The organism is Streptodolium elevatio, from assembly GCF_053592165.1.
In genome coordinates, this window is the sequence record NZ_JBSFVE010000004.1 from 23754 (window position 1) to 44991 (window position 21238).

Sequence of the window (21238 nt, forward strand, 5' to 3'; positions counted from 1 at the left end):
CACGACAGGCTGGAGACCCCGATGCTGGACACACTGGTCGAGCGCTACCGGTGGGCCGAACAGGACGGACTTGTCGCCCTCACCATCTCCGTCGCCACCGGCCGTACGGAGGAGGAGGTCGTCGCGGCTTTCGGCGGAGCCCAGGCGCCGCGCCGGATCATGACGTTCCGTCAGATAGGCGACGTCCTGGCCCTGCCCGAGGCCGGCTCCTTCCACCCCATGCTGATCGTGTCGACCGACTCCTGCGTCGTGACGATCGAGAACACCGGCTACCACGGCAGCATCCCGGAGATCGCCCGGCGCGCGTCGGCGCAGGGCGGCCGGTTCTTCAGCGCGTACTGGGACATGCACGGCGACTGCCAGGTGATGTACGCCGAGGACGGCGACGTCCAGGTGGTCTTCGACCCGGTCGACACCAGACGCGTCCCGGCCGGTCTCGCCGTGCCCCTGCCGCGCTGGGCGGAAGGCGTACGCCCGGACGCCTCGGCCGCCGGCGCCTCGTGCCTGGCCCTCCTGGAACGCGTGATGTGCGTCCGAATCGACCGGGATTGGATGCACAAGCCGCTGAGCGCGGTCATTCTGGCCGACCCGGCTACGATGTTCGACGATCCGGAGGCGGCCTGGCGGCCGTGACCCCAGGCGGTACCTCGGCACCCCGGCAACACCCCGGCGGCATCTCCGCGAACCGCGGTCCGGACGGCGCCGGGACGGGACCGGCGGAAGCAGCGAAGGGCGTGGCGACGTGCAGGCGACCATCGACCACATCGTGATCTGGGTGGAGGACCAGCTCAGGTCACTGGACTTCTACGAGCGAGTGGTCGGGTTCCCCGGCGTACGCGCGCAAGAGTTCCGGGACGGCACGGCCCCGTTCCCCAGCGTCCGCGTGTCCGAGCACGCCATCATCGACCTCGCCGCGAAATCGAGCGCGGCCGGGGTCGACGCGAGCTTCAAGGTGCCGGGTGCCTCCGGACACCGGGTGAACCACATCTGCGTCGCCCTGGCACAGGCCGACTTCGCGGCCCTGCGCGAGCGGGTCGAGGCCGAGGGCGGCGACACGTCGGTGGGCCTGGAGAACTCGTTCGGCGCCCGGGGCTACGCCCCCAGCACGTTCTACTTCACCGACCCGGACGGCAACGTGATCGAGGCGCGGTACTACGAGTAGGCACGTCGCAGGTGGCGCTCGGGCCAGGTCGAGCCGGGTCCGCACGCCGGGGCTGAAGCCACCGCGCGCCTGACCGAAGTCACCCCTTCGGGTCACCGTTCACCCCACCGGCCGATACTCGACGGGCGGGCTCCCGTACCAGGACCAACGCTGGTGCCATGGGCCAGCCGCGTACCGCCGACCGCCGGGGCCGCCGTGCGCCGTGGTGGGGCCCGCCGACCGTCGTGGCCGTGATGGCGCTGCTCGTCGCAGGCTGGCCCTTCCTCGCCTCGCGGCTGTCCGACGACCGGGTGCTGCCCGGCGGAGCCGTCCTGCGGGTGGGTCCGGGCAACGGCGACCACGCGTGGTTCACGGTGGTCGGGGACGGCTGGACCGTGGCCGAGTCGGAGACGGTGCCGTCGCAGGAGTACGTACTGACGCGGGGCGACACCGAACTGACGGTGGCGTACCTGAGCCTGATGTCGTCCGACTACGCGGACCGGCTGTGGGACGGCCTGCGCCGCAGCGCCCGCGTCTCGGCGTCGGACGCGCGCGTCGGCCCGCCGACACCCGTGGTCTCGGCAAGCGGCGCCCGGGGCAGCATCGGCGACCTCACCCAACGCGGCGAGCGCGGCACCGCCGCGATCTACCCGGCGCCGGACGAGAGCTTCGCGATCCGGATGGTCGCACTAGGGCCGACCGACGCCGCGTCCGCTTCCGCATCGACGTCCGATTCCGGTACGCGCGACGACGCGGACCTGGCGGCGGCGCTCTCGGTCATCCGCTCCCTCACCTTCACAAGGCCCGCGTCGTGACGGGGGCGCTTTCCGTCCGGTCCTTCTCCCTGTGGGTCGGCCTTGCCGCGTGCGTCTTCGGGGCGGTCTCGCTCGGCCTCAACTACTTCGACGCCGTCCGGGTGTTCCCCGCCGCGACGTTGCTGGCGGCGGGGCTGCTGGTCCCCACACTGGTGTTCGGGTACGCCCTGGCCCGCCGCGTACGCCCCGTGCGCCCGCCGCCCGGCCCGCCTTCCGTCGCCTGCGTCGTATGGGGCATGACGGCGGCGACCGGCTGCGCGGTCATCGCCAACACCGGTCTCGGCGCCATCTGGGCGCGTACCCGCGGCGTTCAGTTCGCGGACGACTGGAGTGCCGCCCTGACCGCCCCGTGGAACGAGGAGACGCTCAAGCTCTGCGGCGTCGTCATGCTGACCTTCGTGGCGGCGCGTGCGGTACGCGGGCCGGTCGACGGCTGGGTCTACGGCGCGCTCGTCGGCCTCGGCTTCCAGGCGACCGAGAACCTCATGTACGCCCTCAACAACATCCTTCTGCAAGGCGCCACCTCCCCCGGCGGCTCGGTCGTCGGGTCGTTCGTCGTCCGCGTGCTCCTCACCGGCTGGGGCTCACACTGGGCGATGACGGCGGTCGCGGGCACGGGCATCGGCTTCCTGGTGGCCCGGAACGGCACACCGCTCGCCCGCCGCATCGGCATCGCTGTGGTGTTCTGGGCGCTGGCCATGGCAATGCACTGGCAGTTCAACGCGCCGATCCTCGGCTTCCCGGGCGGCATAGTCGTCAAGGTCGCGGTGAACCTGGTCGTCGCGCTCCTGGTCTTCCGGGCGGTGCGGCGGGGCTACCGGGCGAGGCTGCGGGAGGTCGCACAGGAGGAGGCGGCGTACGACACGGTCCGGCCGTCGGAGGCCCGCACCCTGCTGGGCCGCCGAAGCCGCGTGCGGGCCAGACGGATCGCCCGAACCCCCACAGTCCGGGCCCGCATCGCCGACGTACAGGAACGCCAACTAGACCTCCTGGAAGCCCGCCTGCCAACCGCAGACCCGGACACCCCGGAGATCGCCGCCGAACTGCGAGCCGAGGTAGCCGCAGCCCGAGCACGGCTGTAGGCGCGCGGGGCTCGGGGCTCCCGGAAGAATTACCGGTCTGAACAAGCCTTCACGGGCGACCCACCCCACGAATGAGGGCCCCAGTGCGCCTACGCCCGCGTGCCGATCGGCGTCTCCGGGGTGTCGAGCCACTCCGTCTGGCCGGACTTGCGGATGGTGACTCCGAGGCGGGAGCGGGCGGGGGCGCCTGCGGCGTGCCACCAGCGCAGGGCGGCTTCGGCCTCGGCGAGGACGTCGCGGGGGCCGGCCCGCTCGGCGGCGAACTCGGTACGCCCCGGGACGTGTTCGATGCGAGCCCAGGAGCGCGTTTCGGGGTCGGTCAGGTGGAGGGTGAGCGAGTCGAGTGCGGCAACGCCGGACGTGCCGGCCGTGCGGTGGATGTGCGAGCGTACGCCGGGCACCAGCAGGCCCACCGCGAAGGCGGCATCGCGCGAGCCGGAGAGCACGCGGGCGTCCAGCGTCGTGGTCGTGGTCGTGGTCACGATCGTGGGTGTCCCGGCGCCGACTACGCCGAAGCCGAAGTCCGGCGCCGTGCCCTGGCCGCGTTCCCACATGAACGCCGCGTCGCCGACGACGCGGCCGGTGGCGTAGCGTCCGTCGGCGTCCTCCGCGACCTCCAGGTCGAGCAGCACACCGTTGTAGAGCCCCGTGCCCCACGGCGTCAGGACGTGGCCGCCGGGGCGCGTCTGGGCGATCCAGGCCCACGGCACCGTGCGTACCGAGCACGTCGACAACACCCGGTCGAACGGGGCGCGTTCCGGCACGCCGGTCATGCCGTCGCCCACCGCCAGGTACGGGTGCCGCCCCGCTCGGTCGAGTGACCGGCGGGCTCCGGCGGCCACGACCGGGTCGACCTCGATCGAGGTGACGGCCGAGTCGCCGAGCCGCGCGCTCAGCAGCGCCGCGCCGATGCCAACTCCCGTGCCGATTTCCAGGACGCGGTGGCCGTCGGCAACGTCGAGCGCCGCCATCATGCCGGCCACCATGCGCGGCATCATGGCGCTGCTGGTCGGCCACGAGGACACCTCGGGCTCGGTCGCCCCGCCCTCGACCTGCGTGACGAGAACGGTGTCGGAGTAGACCAGGGCGCGCCAGCGGTCCGGGTCGTCGGCACGGTCGAAACGGCGGTACCCCTCGGGGTCGGACACCCACACACGCGCGGGTACGAAGTCGGCGCGGTCCACGGCCCGCCAGGGCTCGACCCAATCTGGGGTGAGGTGGCCGGCGGCGGTCAGTTCGGCGGCCAGCCGCTCGGCACTCGGCTCCCCCACGCGCCTCAGCCTTGCCGGCGGGAGGACGACGAATTCGCCGACGAAGCTGACGATGCCGACGGCGCGGAGGGCACTGTCTCCGTGTCCTGCCCGGCGTCGACGTCGACGTCGGCATCAGTCGCCGCCGCAGGCGTCACGCCGCCGGCCAGTCGGGTCAGGTACGCGTTGTACGCGTCCAGTTCCGCGTCGCCGTCGCGATCCGCGGCGCGGTCCTTGCGGCGGGCGAGGCGTTCCTCCGAGCTCATCCACTGGGAGAAGATCACCAGCAGCACGATGACCGTCGGGACCTCGCCGAAGGCCCACGCGATGCCGCCGCCCATCTGCTGGTCGGCGAGGACGTCCGTGCCCCACGAAGGCGGCGGCTGCTCGAAGGAGTCGACGATCAGCGACGACGACATCATGACCGCGACGCCGAAGAACGCGTGGAAGGGCATGCCCGCGAACAGTTCCAGCATCTTCATGACGTAGCCGTGCTTGCGGGGCGCGGGGTCGATGCCCATGATCGGCCAGAAGAACAGCAGGCCGACGGCCAGGAAGTGGAACGTCATCCAGCGGTGGCCCCACATGTTGCCCATGGCCAGGTCGAACAGCGGGGTGAAGTAGAGGACGTACAGGCTCGCGATGAACAGCGGGAGGGTGACCCCGGGCGACGACATGACCGCCGCGAACCGGCTGTGCAGCACGGTCAGCAGGATCTCGCGCGGCCCGCGCCCCGCCTTGCCGTCCGCGCCCTTGCGGGCGGGCCGGATGGACCGCAGCGCGAGGGTGATGGGCGCGCCGAGCAGCAGCAGGATCGGCGAGAGCATGCTCAGGATCATGTGCTGCACCATGTGCACGCTGAAGAGCGCGGTGCCGTACACCGCCACTCCGCTGGACGTCGACAGCAGCACCGTGCCCACACCCGCGAGCCACGCCAGCGTGCGGCCGATCGGCCACTTGTCGCCTCTGCTGCGCAGCCGCCACACCCCGGCGCCGTAGAACAGGACGGCGGCGATGCTGCCCGCGAGGAACAACGGTTCGGGGTACCAGCCGAACATCCGACCGAACGTCGGCGGGCCCAGCGAGGCGGCCATGTCGGCCATGCCGCTGGTCGATCCGCCGCTGTGGTGGCCGCCGGACCCGTGCAGGTCGTCCATGCTGTCGCCGAGCATCAGCGCGCCGAGGAACAGGGCGATGCCGAGGGCGATCAGCGCGACGGCCCGGAACGCGCCCGGGCCCGGCGTGCGAGGAGATGGAGCCATGGCATCCACTGTGACGTACGGCGCCCGGCGTTCGGGCACCGGGTCGGGCCCGGCTCTGGTGGAGTCGCCCGGACAGGTGATATATCGGCGCGCCTGCGCGGGACGGCTCTGCGCACGGACGCCTGGGGTCGGGCGGGTGCCCACGGGCCCGACCCCGTCCCAGCCCTCAGTGCGCTCCGACGCCCGTGAGGGCGCGTACCTCCAGTTCGTCGAACGCCGCGTCGTCCTCGTCGGTCCGGCGCTTGTCGGTGAGCAGGGTTCCGGCCGCGGCGCACAGGAACCCGACCGGGATCGAGATGAGGCCCGGGTTCTCCAGCGGGATCGGCGCGACGGTGGTGCAGGACACGAGAGCGGTCGGGTTGCCGACGCTCCGCGAACCGTCCGCCACACCGCATTTGTCGGCCTGCGCGGCGGTGAGGGTCACCGCGGGCTTCGTCTCGCTCGCGCCGCCCCACACGATGGGCGACAGCGCCACCACGACGATCGCCGAGATCAGGCCGCCGAAGACACCCGCGATTGCGCCGGCCTTGGTGAAGCGCCGCCAGAACAGCGCGAACACGATGGCGGGCAGGTTCGCCGACGCGGCGATCGCGAAGGCCAGTGCCACGAGGAACGCGACGTTGAGCTCGCGCGCGAAGACGGAAAGGGCGATGGCCACGCCGCCGATGACGATGGCGGCGATCCGCGCGACCCTCACCTCCTCGGCGTCGGTGGTCCCGCCGCGCTTGAGGACCCCGGCGTACAGGTCGTGGGCGAACGACGAGGACGAGGCGAGCGTCAGGCCCGCGACCACGGCGAGGATCGTCGCGAACGCCACGGCGGCGATGAACGCGAGCATCACCGCGCCCCCGGTGCTGCCCGGCCCGCCGCCGAGGTGTTCGGCCAGGCGCGTCGCGGCGGTGTTGCCGGAGGGGTCGGCGCCCCTGATCGTCTTGCTGCCGACCAGCGCGGCCGCGCCGAAGCCGATGACCAGGGTCATCAGGTAGAAGGCGCCGATGATGCCGATCGCCCAGTTGACCGACTTCCGGGCGGCCTTCGCGTCCGGCACGGTGTAGAAGCGTACGAGGATGTGCGGCAGTGCGGCGGTGCCGAGGACCAGGGCGATGCCGAGGCTGATCATGTCCAGCTTGGACCAGCCGTCGGTGGCGCCGTACTTGAGGCCGGGCTGCAGGAACGCGTCGCCCTTGCCGGACTGGCTCGCGGCGGCGCCGAGCAGGTCGGACACCGCGAAGTCGAACTTCGCGAGCACCCACACGGTCATGACGCAGGCCCCGATCATGAGCAGGACCGCCTTGACGATCTGCACCCAGGTGGTGCCCTTCATGCCGCCGACCGTGACGTAGAAGATCATCAGCGCGCCCACCGCGACGATCGTCCAGATCCGCGAGGCGTCCGAGGACACCCCCAGCAGCAGCGAGATCACCGACGCCGCCCCGACCATCTGGGCGAGCAGGTAGAAGATCGACACCACGATGGTGGAGATCCCCGCCGCGACCCGGACCTGCGGCGAGCGGAGGCGCTCCGAGATGGCGTCGGCCATGGTGAACCGCCCGCTGTTGCGCAGCGGTTCGGCGACCAGGAGCAGCGCGACGATCCACGCCACCAGGAAGCCGATGGAGTAGAGGAATCCGTCGTAGCCGGACAGCGCGAGGATGCCCGCGATGCCGAGGAACGACGCGGCGGACATGTAGTCCCCGCCGATCGCGACGCCGTTCTGGAGCGGGGAGAATGATCGGCCGCCCGCGTAGAAGTCGGCCGCGCTGCGGGTGCGGCGGCCGGCGACGACGGTGATGGCGAGTGTCGCGACGATGAAGACGGTGAACAGCGCGACCGTCAGCGTCTTGTGATCACTCATGCCGCCACCTCGCTTCGCTCGGCGGCCGCAATCGCGAAACGCATCCTCTTATTGATTCGCTCGCTCCGCTCGCTCATGCCGCCACCCCGCTTCGCACGGCGGCCGCAATCGCGAAACGCATCCTCTTATTGATTCGCTCGCTCCGCTCGCTCATGCCGCCACCCCGCTTCGCACGGCGGCGGTTGCGCGCAGTTCGGCGGACAGCGGGTCGAGGCGGCGGTCCGCGTACCGGGAGTAGATCCAGGCGGTCAGGAACGTCGCGGCAAACTGGCCGAGTCCGAACACGAGGGCGACGTTGATGTTGCCGGAGATCTTGTGCGCCATGAAGTCGCGGGCGTACGCGCACAGCAGCACGTACAGCAGGTACCAGCCGAGGAAGACCGCGGTGACCGGGAACGCGAACCGGCGGAACCGCCGCTTGAGTTCGCGGAACCGGGGGTCGTCGTGCAGCGTGCTCTCCGTCGGCGCGGCGCCGGGAGCCGGGCCGGCGGTGGTCCCGGCAGTCGTGGTCGGGGGCGTCATCGGCACCCCGCCGAAGACGTGCGGGCAGGGGTCATCATGAAGGGGTACTCCCGGAGACAAACGGAGGAATGCGGCTGTTCAGCCAGACAGCCCAACGACTGCGGGCGGCGATAAACACGCATTGAACGGCGGCACCCGAGCCCTCCGGAAGCCGCCGTACGGCTGACGTTCCGGCGCGTCACCCCTTCGTGGGAACCGCCCGGCCGGACGGTTGGCCCTCTCCGACCAGGGAAGGAGCCGCGGCATGCGACTCGACCACGTCTCCTACGCCGTCTCCCCCGGCGAGTTCGTCTCGACCGTCGGGCGGCTCGGCTCGATGCTCGGCGCGCCGTTCCAGGACGGCGGCGTGCATCCGCGTTTCGGAACACGCAACTTCGTCCTGCCCCTGGCGGGCGGCATGTACATGGAGGTGGTCACGACGCTCGACCACCCCGCGACCGACGCCGCGCCCTTCGGCCGCGCGGTCAAGCGCCGCGCGGAACTGGGCGGCGGCTGGCTCGGCTGGGTCGCGCGCGTCGACGACATCGCGCCGGTCGAGGAGCGCCTCGGGCGCCCGGCCGTGGACGGGCACCGGGTGCGCCCGGACCGGTACGACCTGAAGTGGCGTCAGATCGGCGTCCTGGATCTGATGGACGACCCGCAGCTGCCGTACATCATCCAGTGGCTCGACATGGCGCAGCACCCGTCCGCCGACGTGCGCACGGCGGTACGCATCCGCAGGCTGGCGATCGCCGGCACCCCGTCGACGGTCTCCGGCTGGCTCGGCGAGCCGGAGAACCACCCGCTCGACGACGTGGACGTCGACTGGAGCCCGCCCGGCGAGGACGACGACGCGGGCCTCACCGCGGTGTACTTCGAGACGGACGACGGCACGGTCCGGATCGACTGACCACCCGTGGCGAGCCTGTGTCGATCGACTGGGTTCGGCACGCCTCAGCGCGTGCCGAGCCGCAGTACGAGGGCCGCGACCGCAAGTGCCTCGACGAGGAGCGGCGTGCCGATGGTCCGCAGTACGCCCGCCCGTACGTGCACCGCGACGGCGCCGAGGAAGTAGACCGCCAAGCCCGCGGCCGCCGCGGCCCCCATCGGCCACCAGGCAAGGCCCACGAGCAGCCCGCCCGCGCCCGCGAGGAGCAGGACCGCGAGCTGGTCGAGCCGGTCCTCGGGGACGCCGAGCCGGGCGTACTGCTGCACGATCTCCTGGTTGTGGGTGAGCTTGAACCCCGCCGAGAGCGCGACCACGGCGGCGAGCACACACGAAACGATGACGGTGGCCACGAACACGACGCGCCTCCCACGAGGTGGGGACTCGCATGGTTTTAGCGGGCCATATCCACTTTGCCGCTCCGATGCGGGGGACGCCAGGGTGGGGGCGGGGCGACCCGACGCGGGAGTGGGGGCAGGTGCGGAAGCAGCAGCGGGTGCAGAAGCGGGAGCAGGCGCAGGAACGGGCGCCGGTGCCGGCACCGCCGTCGGCCGTATCCGCTTCGATCCGTGCCGACCGCGAGGGGGCGCGCGTACGGTAGGGACCAAGACACCGGCTCGGGGGCTTCACCTACAGGTGGTGGGGCATGAGCGCACCAGTGCACCGCCCGTCTGACAGGCCCGCGGACAGCACCACTGACAGCACCACGGGCACGACCGCCCGCGACCCGGCCCGCGCGGAGGCGCAGGCGCCGCGTTCCCTCGTGGACTTCGAGGCCGTCTTCGAGGCGCTGCCCGCCGGGGTGGCGCTCCTCACCCCCGATCTGGTGTACATCGAGGCCAACCCCGCCTATCTGCGTCTCGCGCAACGCAGCCGCGACCAGTTGCTGGGCCGCTACATCTTCGATGTGTTCCCCGACAACCCGAACGACCAGACGGCCACCGGCACCCGCAACCTGGAGGCGTCGCTGCGCCGGGTGGCGACCACCGCACAGCGCGACGCCATGGCCGTGCAGCGTTACGACACCCAGCGGCCGAGCCGACCCGGTACGTGGGACGAGCGGTACTGGAGCATCCTGAACACCCCGGTCTTCGACTCCGGCGGCCGGCTGCGCTGGGTGCTGCACCGTGTCGAGGAAGTGACCGAGCTCCTGCGCGCCCAGGCCGGGAGCGGCGACGACCAAGCCCGGTTCCTGCAGGCCGAGGTCTACACGCGGGCCCGGGAACTGCAAGAGGTCAACAATCGCCTGCGCAAGGCGCACGCGCGCGAGCGCGAGGTGGCGCTCGTCCTGCAGGACGCGATGCTGCCCACGCCGGTGCATCGCGCCGGACGGCACGCCGCCGCCGTGCGGTACAGGCCCGCGCTGGGTGCGCTCAACGTCTGCGGCGACTGGTACGACCTGGTCGACCTGCCCGACGGCCGTACCGCGGTCGCGGTCGGCGACGTGGTGGGGCACGGTCTGCGCGCGGCCGCGGTCATGGGCCAGCTGCGGAGCGCGCTCACGGCCGCGGTGCGCATCGCCCAGGGGCCCGCGCACGCGCTGACGGCACTCGGGCTGCACGCCGCCTCCGTATCGGGTGCCGAGTCCGCGACCGCCGCGGTGGTGCTCATCGACCCCGTCCGACGCGTTCTCGACTACAGCAGTGCGGGGCACCTTCCGCCCGTACTGGTCGGCCCGGACGGCACGGTGGCGTACCTGGACCGGGCCACGGACCCGCCGCTCGGCGTCCGGGCCGAGCACGGGAGGTCTCCGCAGGCGAAGCACCCGTACCGCGAGGGCTCGATTCTGACGTTGTACACGGACGGCCTCGTCGAGCGACGCGGGGAAGACATCGACGTCGGTCTGACCCGACTGGCGGACGCCCTCACCCTCCACCGCGACCTGGCCCCCGAGCAGTTGGCCGATGCCGTCCTCGCCGACCTCGTCCCGTCCGACAGCGCCACCGACGACATCGCCCTCGTCGTGTTGGGACTGTGATCGGATTTTTCCGCCGCGGTTGTCGATTTCGGCGGTGCCCGTTCGCCGTCCTGGACGAGGGCGCCGACCGGAGCCCAGGACAACACCCGTGGAGGTACGGCCATGCGCAAGCTCATGGTGATGGCGTTCGTGTCGTTGGACGGCGTCGTGCAGGGCCCCGGCGGCCCCGACGAGGACCGGGAGGGCGGTTTCACCCAGGGAGGCTGGGCCGTGCCGTTCTTCGACGCGGCGATGATGGGCCTGATGGCCGAGGGGGCCGCCCGCATGGGCGCGCTGCTCCTGGGCCGGAAGACGTACGACATGTTCGCCGCCGCGTGGCCGTTGACCACCGCGGACGACCCGATCGGTGCGCGGCTGAACGCGGTCCCCAAGTACGTGGCGTCGCGGACGTCGCCCGCGTTGTCCTGGCGCAATTCCACGCTCCTGGACGGCGACGTCGCGGACGCGGTGCGGAAACTGAGGCAGGAGGAGGGCGGCGAGATCCAGGTGCACGGCAGCGGCGACCTGGTCCAGACCCTGCTTGCCCAGGACCTCGTGGACGAGTTCCACCTGCTGACGTTTCCCGTGCTGGTCGGATCGGGCAAGCGTCTGTTCGGCACCGGGACGACACCCGGCGCCTTCAAGATCACCGGCTCGACGGTGTCGGACACCGGTGTCGTCATCAGCTCCTACGTTCGCGACGGTGCGCTCACCCACGGCCTCCTGGGACCCGAGACCGGGAACTGGTGACCCGCGCCTCGACGGCAGCGGCCGCGCACCCCGCGGGCGCGATGTGCAGAAACGGATCAGCCCATGCCGAACTTCGCAGTGCTCATCTATGAGAAGGAGACGCCCGGAGGCGTCGCCGACATCCCTCCCGACGTCATGGAGGCCAACCTCGCGGCGGGCGAGAAGATCGCCGCCATGGGCGTGCGGGTCGTGCACGAGCACGGCATGCAGCCGAGCCGGACCGCGCGCACCGTCCACAAGGGCGGGATGGTCACCGACGGCCCGTTCCTCGAGAGCAAAGAGGTCATCGCCGGGTTCTTCGTCGTCGACGCCGCCGACCTCGACCAGGCCCTGGCCGTCGCCAAGCTGCTCCCCATCATGGACGGCGCCGTCGAGGTGTGGCCGCTCATGGGGCCATGAACCTGGTACGCGAGGCGATCGCCGACGCGCACCGTCGCGAGTGGGCCATCCTGCTCGCCGCGACGGTGCGCGTCACCCGCGACCTCGACCTGGCCGAGGAATGCGTGCAGGACGCGTACGCCGCCGCGCTCGAATCGTGGGCACGCGACGGCGTACCGGACCGGCCGGGGGCGTGGCTGACCGTCGCGGCGCGGCACAACGCCATCGACGCCCTGCGCCGCGCCAGGACCCTGGAGGCCAAGCTCCCCCTCCTGGTCGAAGGCGAGACCGATGCGCCGCACCCGGAGGCCTTGAGCTCCGACGCCTTGGACTCCGACGCCTTGGACTTCGACGCGGTGAAGCACAGTGCGGTGAACTCCGGTGCGCTGCCCGGTGCCCGAGCGCTATTGGACGACCGACTGCGGCTGATCTTCCTGTGCTGCCACCCGGTGCTCCCTCGTGAGGGGCAGGTCGCGCTCACGCTGCGGCTTGTGTGCGGAGTGCCCACCGGGGACATCGCCCGAATGCTGCTCGTACCCGAACCCACGCTGGCGGCGCGGATCACCCGCGCGAAGAAGAAGCTCCGGGCCGAGCGCGTCGCCTTCCGCCTGCCGAGCCCCGGTGAGCTGCCGGAACGGCTGGACGTCGTGCTGACCGTCGTACATCTGCTCTCCACGGCAGGCCATGCCGCTCCCAGCGGGCCCGAACTGCTCGCCGACGAACCGGCGCAGCGCGCCCTCGATCTCGCCCGGATGCTGCACGCGTCCCTGCCGCAGGAGCCCGAGGCGTCCGGCCTGCTGGCGCTCGTTCTCGCCAACCATGCGCGACGCGCAACGCGCACGGCACCGGACGGACGCCCGTCGACCCTTGCCGAGCAGGACCGCTCGCTCTGGGACCGCACGGTTATCGCAGAGGCCGAGCGCCTGGTCGACGCCGCCCTGCGCGCCGGTCCGGCCGATCGCTTCACCCTGCAGGCGGCCATCGCGACGCTCCACGCCGCGGCACCGACGTACGACGAGACCGATTGGCCGCAGATCCTCGCCGTCTACGACGCGCTGCTCGCCATCTGGCCGTCGCCGGTGGTCGCACTCAACCGGGCGGTGGCCGTCGCCGAAGTCGACGGCCACGCACCCGCACTCGAGGAGATCGCACGGCTCGAACAGGACGGCCGTCTCGCCGCGTACCACTACCTGCCCGCCGTCAAGGCCGAGCTGCTGCGCCGGTCCGGCGACCTCGGAGCCGCCGCGGAGGCCCTTGAATCGGCGATCGCCCTTTCCGGCAACGACGCCGAACGCGCGTTGCTCCGCGCACGCTTGGCGGAACTCCGCGACCCGGCCGCCGGATGACGCCGGGGATTCACAAGAGGGGCCTTACAGTCCCAGACCCTTGCGCACCGCACTCGCGCGCGTGAACACCGAGAGGGGCTGTTCGGCGCCGCAGTACTTGTTGCCGGACGACACGATGCCCACGAGCTTGCCCTTCTCGATCAGCGGGCCGCCGGAGTCGCCGCGGCAGATGCTCGTGCCGGGGTTGTTCGCGGGCGGGAGGCCGCACACCTTGGTCGCGGCGGTGTCCCCGGGGAACGTGTAGGGCTCGCAGGCGGCGATCTTGCCGAGGACGAGCGTGGTGCGCTGGAGACGTGTGGTGGGCTCGCCGCCGTCGCGTTGGCCCCAGCCGTACGCGGTGGCCTTGTTGCCCGTCTTGTAGAGCGCGTTGTCGCGGGCGCCGGCGATGGGCGCGGTGGCGTACGGGAGCGGGCGGTTGAGGACCAGGACGGCGGCGTCGTACGTGAGGGTGCCCTGCTCGAACTGCGGGTGCACACGCGCCCGTGTCACGCGCCGCTCCTGCCCGCCGGTGCCGGTGTAGTCGGTGCGGCCCGCCACCACGCGGATGGCCGTCGGGTCGTCGACCGCGGTGACGCAGTGCGCCGCGGTGAGGACCTTGTTCGGGGCCACGAGGGTTCCGCCGCAGAGGAGTTCCCCGTCGGCGGTGACCAGCGCGACGACGTAGGGGGTACGGCCGACCGGGGTGTCGGTGCCGTTGCGGACGGCGCTCGCGGTCGGAGCGAGAACTCCGACCAGGGCGAGCGCGAGGCCGAACGCGAGCGCGAACGACGTGCGGCGGGTACGGGGCATGGAGGCTCCTCTGCGTACGGGTGGTGTGCCGATACCCGTGCTACGCGTGAGGCGGGCCGCTCGGACGCGCGAATCAGGCGCGGGTTCGCAGAAATTCACCGGTGGGGCGAACACGAGTCGGGAAAAACGGTGATCGCAGGCCCCCTACCCACCCAACGGGCAAGGGGGGATGGGAGGTTCCGGGGAGGGAGGTCGGGGGTCACGAGGGTTCGAGACAGGAACACGAGACCTGCGGACACGAGACCGACAACCGCGAGACCGACAACCGCGAGACCGACAGGCACGAGACCCACAAGCACGAGACCCCAGACGCGAGACTCCACAGCCGACCGATGCCGCGGCGCGCAGGGCGGGCGACGGTCCCGTGCCCGTGCTCAGGCCGTGGTGCCCGACGTGCCCGGCGGGCGCTGCGCGGGCGACGGGTCCGGCGCCGTGGGCGTCCGCTCCTCGGTCCCGCCGGCCCGGCGGCGGAGGCGGGACGCGGCGCGCGGCCAGTCGACGCCGCTCAGCACGCCGAACGCGGCGAGCAGGCAGATCGCCAGTTCGGGCCAGTAGCCGACGCGGTCGGCCAGGGTCGTACCGTCCCGCAGCGGGACGGTCTCGACCAGCACGCCCGGTTCCCACAGGTCGGTCCGCGACAGGACCGATCCGTCCGGTGCGACGACCGCGCTGATGCCGACCGTCGAGACGACGACGGTGGCGCGGTCGTGCTCGACCGCGCGTATGCGGGCCATGTCGAGCTGCTGCTCGCTCTGCCCGAAGCTGATGCCGCGCTCGTACGTCGCGTTGTTGGTCTGCACGACCATCAGGTTCGCGCCGGGCGTCACCGTGCTGCGCACGTTGCCGTCGTAGCCGACCTCGTAGCAGATGGTGTCCGCGAGCACGATCGGCCCGGTGCGGAACAGCACCGGCTTGTCCTGGCCCGGTTCGAAGTCGCGCGGGATCAGCTGGAGGTCGCCGAGGCCGCCCAGCACGTCGCGCATGGGGATGTACTCGCCGAAGGGCACGAGGTGGCGCTTGGCGTACCACTCGCCGGGCCCGGGCTGCGGGTCGGTGCGCGGCCGCCACATCAGGCCGGCGTTGTACGGCCGTCCCTCCGGCCCGCCGTCCAGGATCGCGCCGACCAGCACCGGCACGCCCACGTCGTTGACCGCCTCGTCGACGAGCGCCCCGAGGTACGGGTCGACGCGCGGGTCGTCGTCGGTCGCGTTCTCGGGCCACATGACCAGGTCCGGCTTCGGCACCCGGCCCGCGCGGATGTCGTCGGCGAGTTGGTGGGTGGCCTTGACGTGGTTCTCGGTGACGTTGCGGACGCGCGTCTGCTCTTCGAGATTGCGGGCGCGCGGCACGTTGCCCTGCACGGCGGCCACCGTGACGGTCTGGCCGCCGCCGGTCGGCTCAGGCAGCAGCAGCGGTCCCATGCCGACCAGGGCGAGCGATCCGACGAGGCCGGCGACGGCCGGGCGGCGCCGGCCCGGGCCGGCGAGCACCAGCCACGCGAGGGCGACCGGCACCAGCACCACGACGAGGCTGAGGCCGGGCGCGCCGGCCACGGTCACCCAGCCGAGGGCCGGCGAGTCGGCCTGGCTGAAGGCGAGGCGCCCCCAGGGGAATCCGCCGAGGGGTTCGCGGCCGCGGATCGCCTCGACGGCGATCCACCACGCGGCGATCCACACCGGCCAGGCGCGCCGCCGCAGCAGCGCGGGCACGGGCATGGCGAGCAGGCCGAACAGCGCCGACTCGGCCAGCGTGAGGGCGGCCCAGGGCAGCCAGCCGAGGTTGCTCAGCCACAGCACGAGGGGTGCGAAGAGGGCGACGGCGAAGATGAAGCCGTACCAGAACGCGGTCCGGGGGCGGCGGCCCTTGAGGGCCACGATCAGCAGCGCTGGACCGACGAACGCGAGGGGCCAGAAGTCGACGGGCTCGAACCCGGCGAACAGCAGCACGCCGCCGAGCACCGCGAGCACGGCCCCCCAGCGGCCGGGGACGAAGGGCGGCGCCGCGATGCCTTCGGGCGCGGGCGGTACGGAAGCCTCGGGCGCGCCGCTCACCGGCTCGGCCGCCGGCTCGCCCGCCGCGTCATCCGCGGCCGCGCCGACGGCACCGGCCGCGCTGACTCCCTTGCTCCTCATCCGGGTATCTCACCACACCGTCGTACGACCCCTCCAGTGTCCCCGCGACCGCGCGGCGCGGGCCGCGCTCCCGGGATTCTCCGCAGGTGGCGACATCCGACGCCGGGCGGGCGGGCAGGTCGGGCGCTACCGGTGGTCGGCCTTGACCACCGGCAGGCGCAGGGCGGCCGGGGCTTCGGACGGGACGGCCGGGGTGCGCGGGGCGACGTACGGAATGCGGCGATATCCCCGGCCCAGGGGCGGGCGGCCGTCCGCATCCCCCTTGTTGGGCCACAGGGCCATCGCGCGCTCGGCCTGGGCGGTGATGGTCAGCGACGGATTCACGCCGAGGTTCGCGGACACCGCGGCGCCGTCGACGACGTGGAGGCCGGGGTGGCCGTACAGCCGGTGGTACGGGTCGACCACACCGGTCTGCGGGGAGTCGCCGATCACGCAGCCGCCGAGCATGTGCGCGGTCATGGGCACGTTGAACAGGTCGCCGACCGTGCCGCCCGCCTGACCGCCCAGGCGTTCGGCGAGGATCTCCACGGCCCGGTGGCCCGCCGGGATCCAGGTGGGGTTGGGGTCGCCGTGTCCCTGCCGGGTGGTGATGCGGGTGCGGCCGAACAGCCCGCGCTTGCGGTAGACCGTCAAGGAGTTGTCGAGCGACTGCATGACCAGCGCGATGATCGTGCGCTCCGACCAGTTGCGCACGCTCAGCATGCGGATCTTGCCCGGATTTCGTGCGAGTTGCCCGAACAGCTGGCGCAGGCGCGGCCGGTCGCCGTCGGTGAGCAGGGTCTGCATCAGGCCCATCGCGTTGGAGCCCTTGCCGTAGCGCACGGGTTCGATGTGGGTGTTCGCGTCCGGGTGCCACGACGAGGTGATGGCCACGCCGACCGACGCGTCCACGACGCCGGTCTCGAAGGCGGCGGCGCCGAGCAGGGCCTCGGAGTTCGTGCGGGTCAGCTCGCCGAGGCGCCGCGACAGCCGGGGCAGCGTGCCCTCGGCGACCATGCGGTGCAGCAGGCGCTGGGTGCCGAGCGTGCCGGCCGCGAAGACGACGTGCTCGGCGGTCCAGGTGCGCATTTCGCGGCGGGCCGCGCGCGGGGTGGCGGCGCGGGTCGGCACGGTCTCGACGGCGTACCCGCCGCCCGCGAGCGGCCGTACGCGGCGCACCGTGCGCTCGGCGTGCACCTCGGCGCCGGCCTGCTCGGCGAGGTACAGGTAGTTCTTCAGCAGCGAGTTCTTGGCGCCGACCCGGCAGCCGGTCATGCACGAGCCGCACTGGGTGCAGGTGGTGCGCTCCGGTCCCGCGCCGCCGAAGTACGGGTCGGCGACCCGCTGCCCGGGCCGCTCGCCGTCGCGCGGGAACAGCACGCCGACCGGGGCGAGATGGAAGCTGTCGCCCACGCCCATCTCCTCCGCGACCGCCTTCATGTGCTCGTCGGCGGGCGTGGTGTACGGGTTGACCACGACGCCCAGCATTCTGCGCGCCTGCCGGTAGAACGGCTCCAGCTCGGCCTGCCAGTCGGTGATGTGGCCCCACTGCGGGTCCGCGAAGAACGGGGCGGGCGGCTGGTACAGCGTGTTGGCGTAGTTGAGCGAACCGCCGCCCACGCCGGCGCCGGCCAGGACGACGACGTCCTTGAGCACGTGGACGCGCTGGATGCCGTACAGGCCCAGCCGGGGCGCCCACAGGTAGTCGCGCAGCTGCCACGAGGTCCTGGGCAGGTCGGCGTCGGTGAACCGGCGGCCGGCCTCCATGACGCCGACGCGGTAGCCCTTCTCGGTGAGGCGCAGCGCGGTCACCGACCCGCCGAAGCCGGAACCGATCACGAGGACGTCGTAGTGGTGGCGCGGTCGGCGCCGCCCGGCCGAAGCGCCCGCGGATTTGGCCGCCGAGGCTCGCAAACTGTCCGGAACGGTCCACTGCTCGCTCGTCATGGCGGCACATTACTTTCCGGTAACCCGCGGGGGAAGACCCCGCCCGAACCCGGCCGGCGGCTGCTCCCGGGGGCCGTCTGAACCCGGTGCGGCGCGCGTCCGTGGAGGTGTCCTGGGACCTGGTCCGCGGTGCCCGGTGCGGGCCTACCACGGCTGAATCCGGGTCATGCGATCCAAATGCGTCCAACTTGCGGGTCGCAACTGCCCATATTTGCCGCCGAATTGCCGATCAGGTCACAGTGGGGACACCCTCGGTAATTCACCGGCATAAGAACCTTGCGGGTGGCTTTCGGCCAGGGGTAGATGGTGATGCGGGCCGTGGAATCCATGGTTCGGCGGCTCGGGTGGGAGCCGGGGCAACGTGTCACCGGCTGAGTCGGGACGGAGAAAATAAATGCCGCAATCTGTTCACTTTACGATCCCTTTCGCCTCGCGGGTGAGCCCGGATCTTGACCGGGCCCGGCTGCGCAACCTCGACTGGACGTGGGAGCACGGGCTCGTGCGGGGCGAGGCGGGCCTGCGCGAGTACGCGTCCTGGGACCTCGCCCAGGCGGCTGCCCGGACGTATCCGAACGCGGTCGGCGACGACCTCGAGATGCTGATCAACTGGTTCGGCTTCGCCTTCCTCTTCGACGACCAGTTCGACGCCTCGGGCGACCGCCCGTCGCAGGTGTCGGCGGTCGCGCGCGAGATGATCGCGATCCCGTTCCGGCCGGTCGGCACGGCGCCGGACATCGTCTGCCCGGTGACCCTGGCGTGGGTCGAGATCTGGCCGCAGATGTGCGCCGGGATGTCGGAGACCTGGCAGAACCGGTTCGCGAGCAACTGGGCCCGGTTCATGGCCGCCGCCGTGTGCGAGATCCACTTGGCGGCGCACGGCGAGGTCATGGACCTGGCGGGCTACACGGCGCTGCGCCAGCACACCGTGGGGCTCCAGCACTCGCTGGACGCGGTCGAGCGCATAGGCGGGTTCGAGGTACCGCCGCAGGCGCAGGCCCACCCGGTCATGCGCCGGCTGCGGCACGCGACCACGGACTGCATCGCGTACATGAACGACGTGCACTCGCTCGACCGCGAGGAGTCGCGCGGCGACCGGCACAACCTGGTCACCGTGCTGAAGCGGCACCTGGGCTGCTCGCGGTCGGCGGCGCTCGACGAGGCGATCCGGATGACGTACGGGCTGCTCGACGAGGTCGTCGAACTGCACGCACGGATCCCGGACATGTGCGACGAACTGCAACTCACCGACGAGGAGAGGAAATCCGTTGAACTCGGCGTCGTGGGCACCGGCGACTGGATCCGGGGCAACTACGAGTGGGGCCTCGACAGCGGCAGGTACACGGTCGCCGACACGACTCAGATGACCGGCCCTGCCCCCTACTTGGAGAATTTTGAGGCGCTGCCTCAGGCCGGCTGACCGGAACGTTGGCCACCCCGTGCCGGAGCAGGTCCTCGTACAGCCGGTCGAGGGCCCGCTCCGGCGGCGTTCGCAGGCGCCGCCGGCGGGTCGGTGTCGCCGTCCGGTCGGGGCCACCGATCGGGCGCATCTCCCGAGGCGGTGACCGTGGATGTCCGCGAAACGCGGTCCTACCCTGGGAGTGGCGTACAGCCGCATCGGGATATCGCCGCGGAGCATCGGAGCCTGCCATGGCCGTCCTGCTCGTCGTCCTCATCGTGGGCCTCGTCGCGCTGTTCACGGCCGCGCGCGGCGCGAGGGTCATCCAGCAGTACGAGCGTGGCGTGGTCTTCCGGCTCGGCCGGGTGCAGCCGGAGACGCGACCGCCGGGCTTCACCATGGTCGTTCCGGTCTTCGACCGGGTGCACAAGGTCAACGTGCAGATCGTGACGATGCCGGTCCCCGCCCAGGAGGGCATCACGCGCGACAACGTCACGGTCCGGGTCGACGCGGTCGTCTACTTCAAGGTCCGCGACCCGGTGCGCGCGATCGTCGAGGTGCAGGACTACACGTACGCGATGTCGCAGGTCGCGCAGACCTCGCTGCGCTCCATCATCGGCAAGAGCGACCTGGACGACCTGCTGACCAACCGCGAGCCGCTCAACCAGGGCCTGGCGCTGATGCTCGACTCCCCCGCCGTCGGGTGGGGCATCGAGATCGACCGGGTCGAGCTGAAGGACGTGGCACTGCCCGAGTCGATGAAGCGGTCGATGTCGCGGCAGGCCGAGGCCGAGCGCGAGCGGCGGTCGCGCATCATCACCGCGGACGGCGAGCTCCAGGCGTCCGAGAAGCTGGCGCTCGCGGCCGACGCGATGTCGAAGTCGCCGAGCGCGCTGCAACTGCGGCTGCTGCAGACGATCGTGGAGGTGTCGGCGGAGAAGAACTCGACGCTGATCCTGCCGTTCCCGGTCGAACTGCTGCGGTACCTCGACAACGCGGCCGACGACCTGGCGTCCCGGCGCGGGGTGGCGTCGCGGATCGCCGACGCGATGGAGGCCGCGGCGGACAAGCGGCCCCTCGACGGCGCCGGCGCCGGCGGAACGTCCGCCGGAGGCACGGAACCGGGCACCGCCAGCGGGACCGACACCGGGACCGGCACCGGCGGTACGTCAGCCGACGGACCGGCCTGAGCCCGCGCGCCGGCCCGGGCGTACCGTCGCCAGCGCGCCCGCGATCGCTCCCGCGACCAGCAGCGCGGTGGCCGCGGTCCGCGCCGGGTGGCAGCGCGGCCCCGAGGCGTTCGTGTCCATCCGGCCGCCCGAGGAGCGCCACGACATGATCGACCAGCGCGACTGCGCCGACAGGGCCGAGCCGACGCTGAGCCACGAGCCGATCGACAGCGCGGACAATGCGGAACCGACGGAGGCCACCGAACCGGCCGAGCCGATCGAGCCGATGGACAGCACCGATCCCTCCGAGGCGATCGACAGCACCGAGCCGCGCGACCACAGGGAGAGCACCGAACGGTCCGACCCGACGGACCACTTCGAGGTGGAGCGGCAGTCCGCACGGCCGGAGCCCGCACAGCAGCGGTTCGAGGCGCCGTGCGCGCGGTGCCGGGAGTACGGGGCGGAGGCGGTCATGGCGTCTTCCATGGGGCCATCGTGCCGCACGCGGGCGGCGAGCGTCGGAGCCCGCGGCGCACATCCGGG

At 72.0% G+C, this 21238-nt stretch carries 20 protein-coding genes; 11 read left to right on the plus strand and 9 right to left on the minus strand.

Annotated elements, in window-relative coordinates; translation table 11 throughout:
* Positions 1-21 precede the first annotated feature (21 nt).
* The 4 genes from ACWD12_RS09805 (at position 22) to ACWD12_RS09820 (ending at position 3038) form a co-directional block, all read left to right on the plus strand.
* The gene (locus tag ACWD12_RS09805) at positions 22-633 is read left to right on the plus strand and encodes a hypothetical protein (RefSeq protein WP_358361295.1); all 612 of its coding nucleotides are present in this window, start codon (positions 22-24) and stop codon (positions 631-633) included.
* 109 nt (positions 634-742) lie between these two features.
* Positions 743-1162, plus strand: coding sequence for a VOC family protein (locus tag ACWD12_RS09810; RefSeq protein ID WP_450099084.1), 420 nt, complete (start codon positions 743-745; stop codon positions 1160-1162).
* A gap of 158 nt (positions 1163-1320) precedes the next feature.
* The gene (locus ACWD12_RS09815; protein ID WP_450099085.1) at positions 1321-1956 is read left to right on the plus strand and encodes a hypothetical protein; all 636 of its coding nucleotides are present in this window, start codon (positions 1321-1323) and stop codon (positions 1954-1956) included.
* A complete protein-coding gene (locus tag ACWD12_RS09820) occupies positions 1953-3038 on the plus strand; it encodes a PrsW family intramembrane metalloprotease (RefSeq protein ID WP_450099086.1) in 1086 nt (361 codons plus the stop codon). Before ACWD12_RS09815 ends, ACWD12_RS09820 begins: the two co-directional genes overlap by 4 nt.
* Before the next feature lie 89 nt (positions 3039-3127).
* Here the strand turns inward: ACWD12_RS09820 and ACWD12_RS09825 are convergent, their stop codons facing one another.
* The 4 genes from ACWD12_RS09825 to ACWD12_RS09840 all read right to left on the minus strand — a co-directional run bounded on the left by ACWD12_RS09825 (position 3128) and on the right by ACWD12_RS09840 (position 7927).
* Positions 3128-4309, minus strand: a complete 1182-nt coding sequence (locus tag ACWD12_RS09825) for a hypothetical protein (RefSeq protein ID WP_450099087.1) — start codon at positions 4307-4309, stop codon at positions 3128-3130.
* Positions 4310-4314: 5 nt separating this feature from the next.
* Positions 4315-5391, minus strand: coding sequence for a cytochrome c oxidase assembly protein (locus tag ACWD12_RS09830; RefSeq protein WP_450099372.1), 1077 nt, complete (start codon positions 5389-5391; stop codon positions 4315-4317).
* A 325-nt stretch (positions 5392-5716) separates the two neighbouring features.
* Complete coding sequence (locus ACWD12_RS09835; RefSeq protein WP_450099088.1) at positions 5717-7405, minus strand: solute symporter family protein; 1689 nt, start codon at positions 7403-7405, stop codon at positions 5717-5719.
* A 150-nt stretch (positions 7406-7555) separates the two neighbouring features.
* Positions 7556-7927 (minus strand): DUF485 domain-containing protein, encoded by a 372-nt coding sequence (locus ACWD12_RS09840; protein ID WP_450099089.1) that lies wholly within the window; start codon positions 7925-7927, stop codon positions 7556-7558.
* 244 nt (positions 7928-8171) lie between these two features.
* Here ACWD12_RS09840 and ACWD12_RS09845 point away from each other — a divergent pair, with 244 nt between their 5' ends.
* On the plus strand, positions 8172-8816 hold the full coding sequence (locus tag ACWD12_RS09845; RefSeq protein WP_358355955.1) for a VOC family protein: 645 nt from the start codon (positions 8172-8174) through the stop codon (positions 8814-8816).
* A 44-nt stretch (positions 8817-8860) separates the two neighbouring features.
* Here ACWD12_RS09845 and ACWD12_RS09850 read toward each other — a convergent pair whose 3' ends face one another.
* The gene (locus tag ACWD12_RS09850; RefSeq protein WP_358355957.1) at positions 8861-9211 is read right to left on the minus strand and encodes a DoxX family protein; all 351 of its coding nucleotides are present in this window, start codon (positions 9209-9211) and stop codon (positions 8861-8863) included.
* A 287-nt stretch (positions 9212-9498) separates the two neighbouring features.
* Here ACWD12_RS09850 and ACWD12_RS09855 point away from each other — a divergent pair, with 287 nt between their 5' ends.
* The 4 genes from ACWD12_RS09855 to ACWD12_RS09870 all read left to right on the plus strand — a co-directional run bounded on the left by ACWD12_RS09855 (position 9499) and on the right by ACWD12_RS09870 (position 13283).
* Positions 9499-10830 (plus strand): PP2C family protein-serine/threonine phosphatase, encoded by a 1332-nt coding sequence (locus ACWD12_RS09855; protein ID WP_450099090.1) that lies wholly within the window; start codon positions 9499-9501, stop codon positions 10828-10830.
* A gap of 102 nt (positions 10831-10932) precedes the next feature.
* Complete coding sequence (locus tag ACWD12_RS09860; protein WP_450099091.1) at positions 10933-11559, plus strand: dihydrofolate reductase family protein; 627 nt, start codon at positions 10933-10935, stop codon at positions 11557-11559.
* Positions 11560-11622: 63 nt separating this feature from the next.
* Positions 11623-11958 carry a YciI family protein gene (locus tag ACWD12_RS09865; protein WP_450099092.1) on the plus strand — a complete coding sequence of 112 codons (336 nt, stop codon included), beginning with the start codon at positions 11623-11625 and terminating at the stop codon, positions 11956-11958.
* Complete coding sequence (locus tag ACWD12_RS09870) at positions 11955-13283, plus strand: RNA polymerase sigma factor (protein WP_450099093.1); 1329 nt, start codon at positions 11955-11957, stop codon at positions 13281-13283. The genes ACWD12_RS09865 and ACWD12_RS09870 overlap by 4 nt, the downstream gene beginning before the upstream one ends.
* A gap of 24 nt (positions 13284-13307) precedes the next feature.
* Here ACWD12_RS09870 and ACWD12_RS09875 read toward each other — a convergent pair whose 3' ends face one another.
* The 3 genes from ACWD12_RS09875 to ACWD12_RS09885 form a co-directional block, all read right to left on the minus strand.
* Entirely contained in the window at positions 13308-14072 is a 765-nt protein-coding gene (locus tag ACWD12_RS09875) for a S1 family peptidase (RefSeq protein WP_450099094.1), read from the minus strand.
* Positions 14073-14446: 374 nt separating this feature from the next.
* A complete protein-coding gene (gene lnt / locus ACWD12_RS09880; protein WP_450099095.1) occupies positions 14447-16204 on the minus strand; it encodes an apolipoprotein N-acyltransferase in 1758 nt (585 codons plus the stop codon).
* Between the two features lie 126 nt (positions 16205-16330).
* Positions 16331-18130: a GMC oxidoreductase gene (locus ACWD12_RS09885; protein WP_450099096.1), complete on the minus strand. Its 1800-nt coding sequence runs from the start codon at positions 18128-18130 to the stop codon at positions 16331-16333.
* A gap of 436 nt (positions 18131-18566) precedes the next feature.
* Here ACWD12_RS09885 and ACWD12_RS09890 point away from each other — a divergent pair, with 436 nt between their 5' ends.
* Both ACWD12_RS09890 and ACWD12_RS09895 read left to right on the plus strand, forming a co-directional pair.
* Complete coding sequence (locus tag ACWD12_RS09890) at positions 18567-19547, plus strand: terpene synthase family protein (protein ID WP_450099097.1); 981 nt, start codon at positions 18567-18569, stop codon at positions 19545-19547.
* Positions 19548-19777: 230 nt separating this feature from the next.
* Positions 19778-20716, plus strand: a complete 939-nt coding sequence (locus ACWD12_RS09895; protein WP_450099098.1) for a slipin family protein — start codon at positions 19778-19780, stop codon at positions 20714-20716.
* On the opposite strand, the gene ACWD12_RS09900 is transcribed toward ACWD12_RS09895, so the two are convergent.
* A complete protein-coding gene (locus tag ACWD12_RS09900; protein WP_435839082.1) occupies positions 20696-21181 on the minus strand; it encodes a hypothetical protein in 486 nt (161 codons plus the stop codon). The genes ACWD12_RS09895 and ACWD12_RS09900 overlap by 21 nt on opposite strands.
* Positions 21182-21238 lie beyond the last annotated feature (57 nt).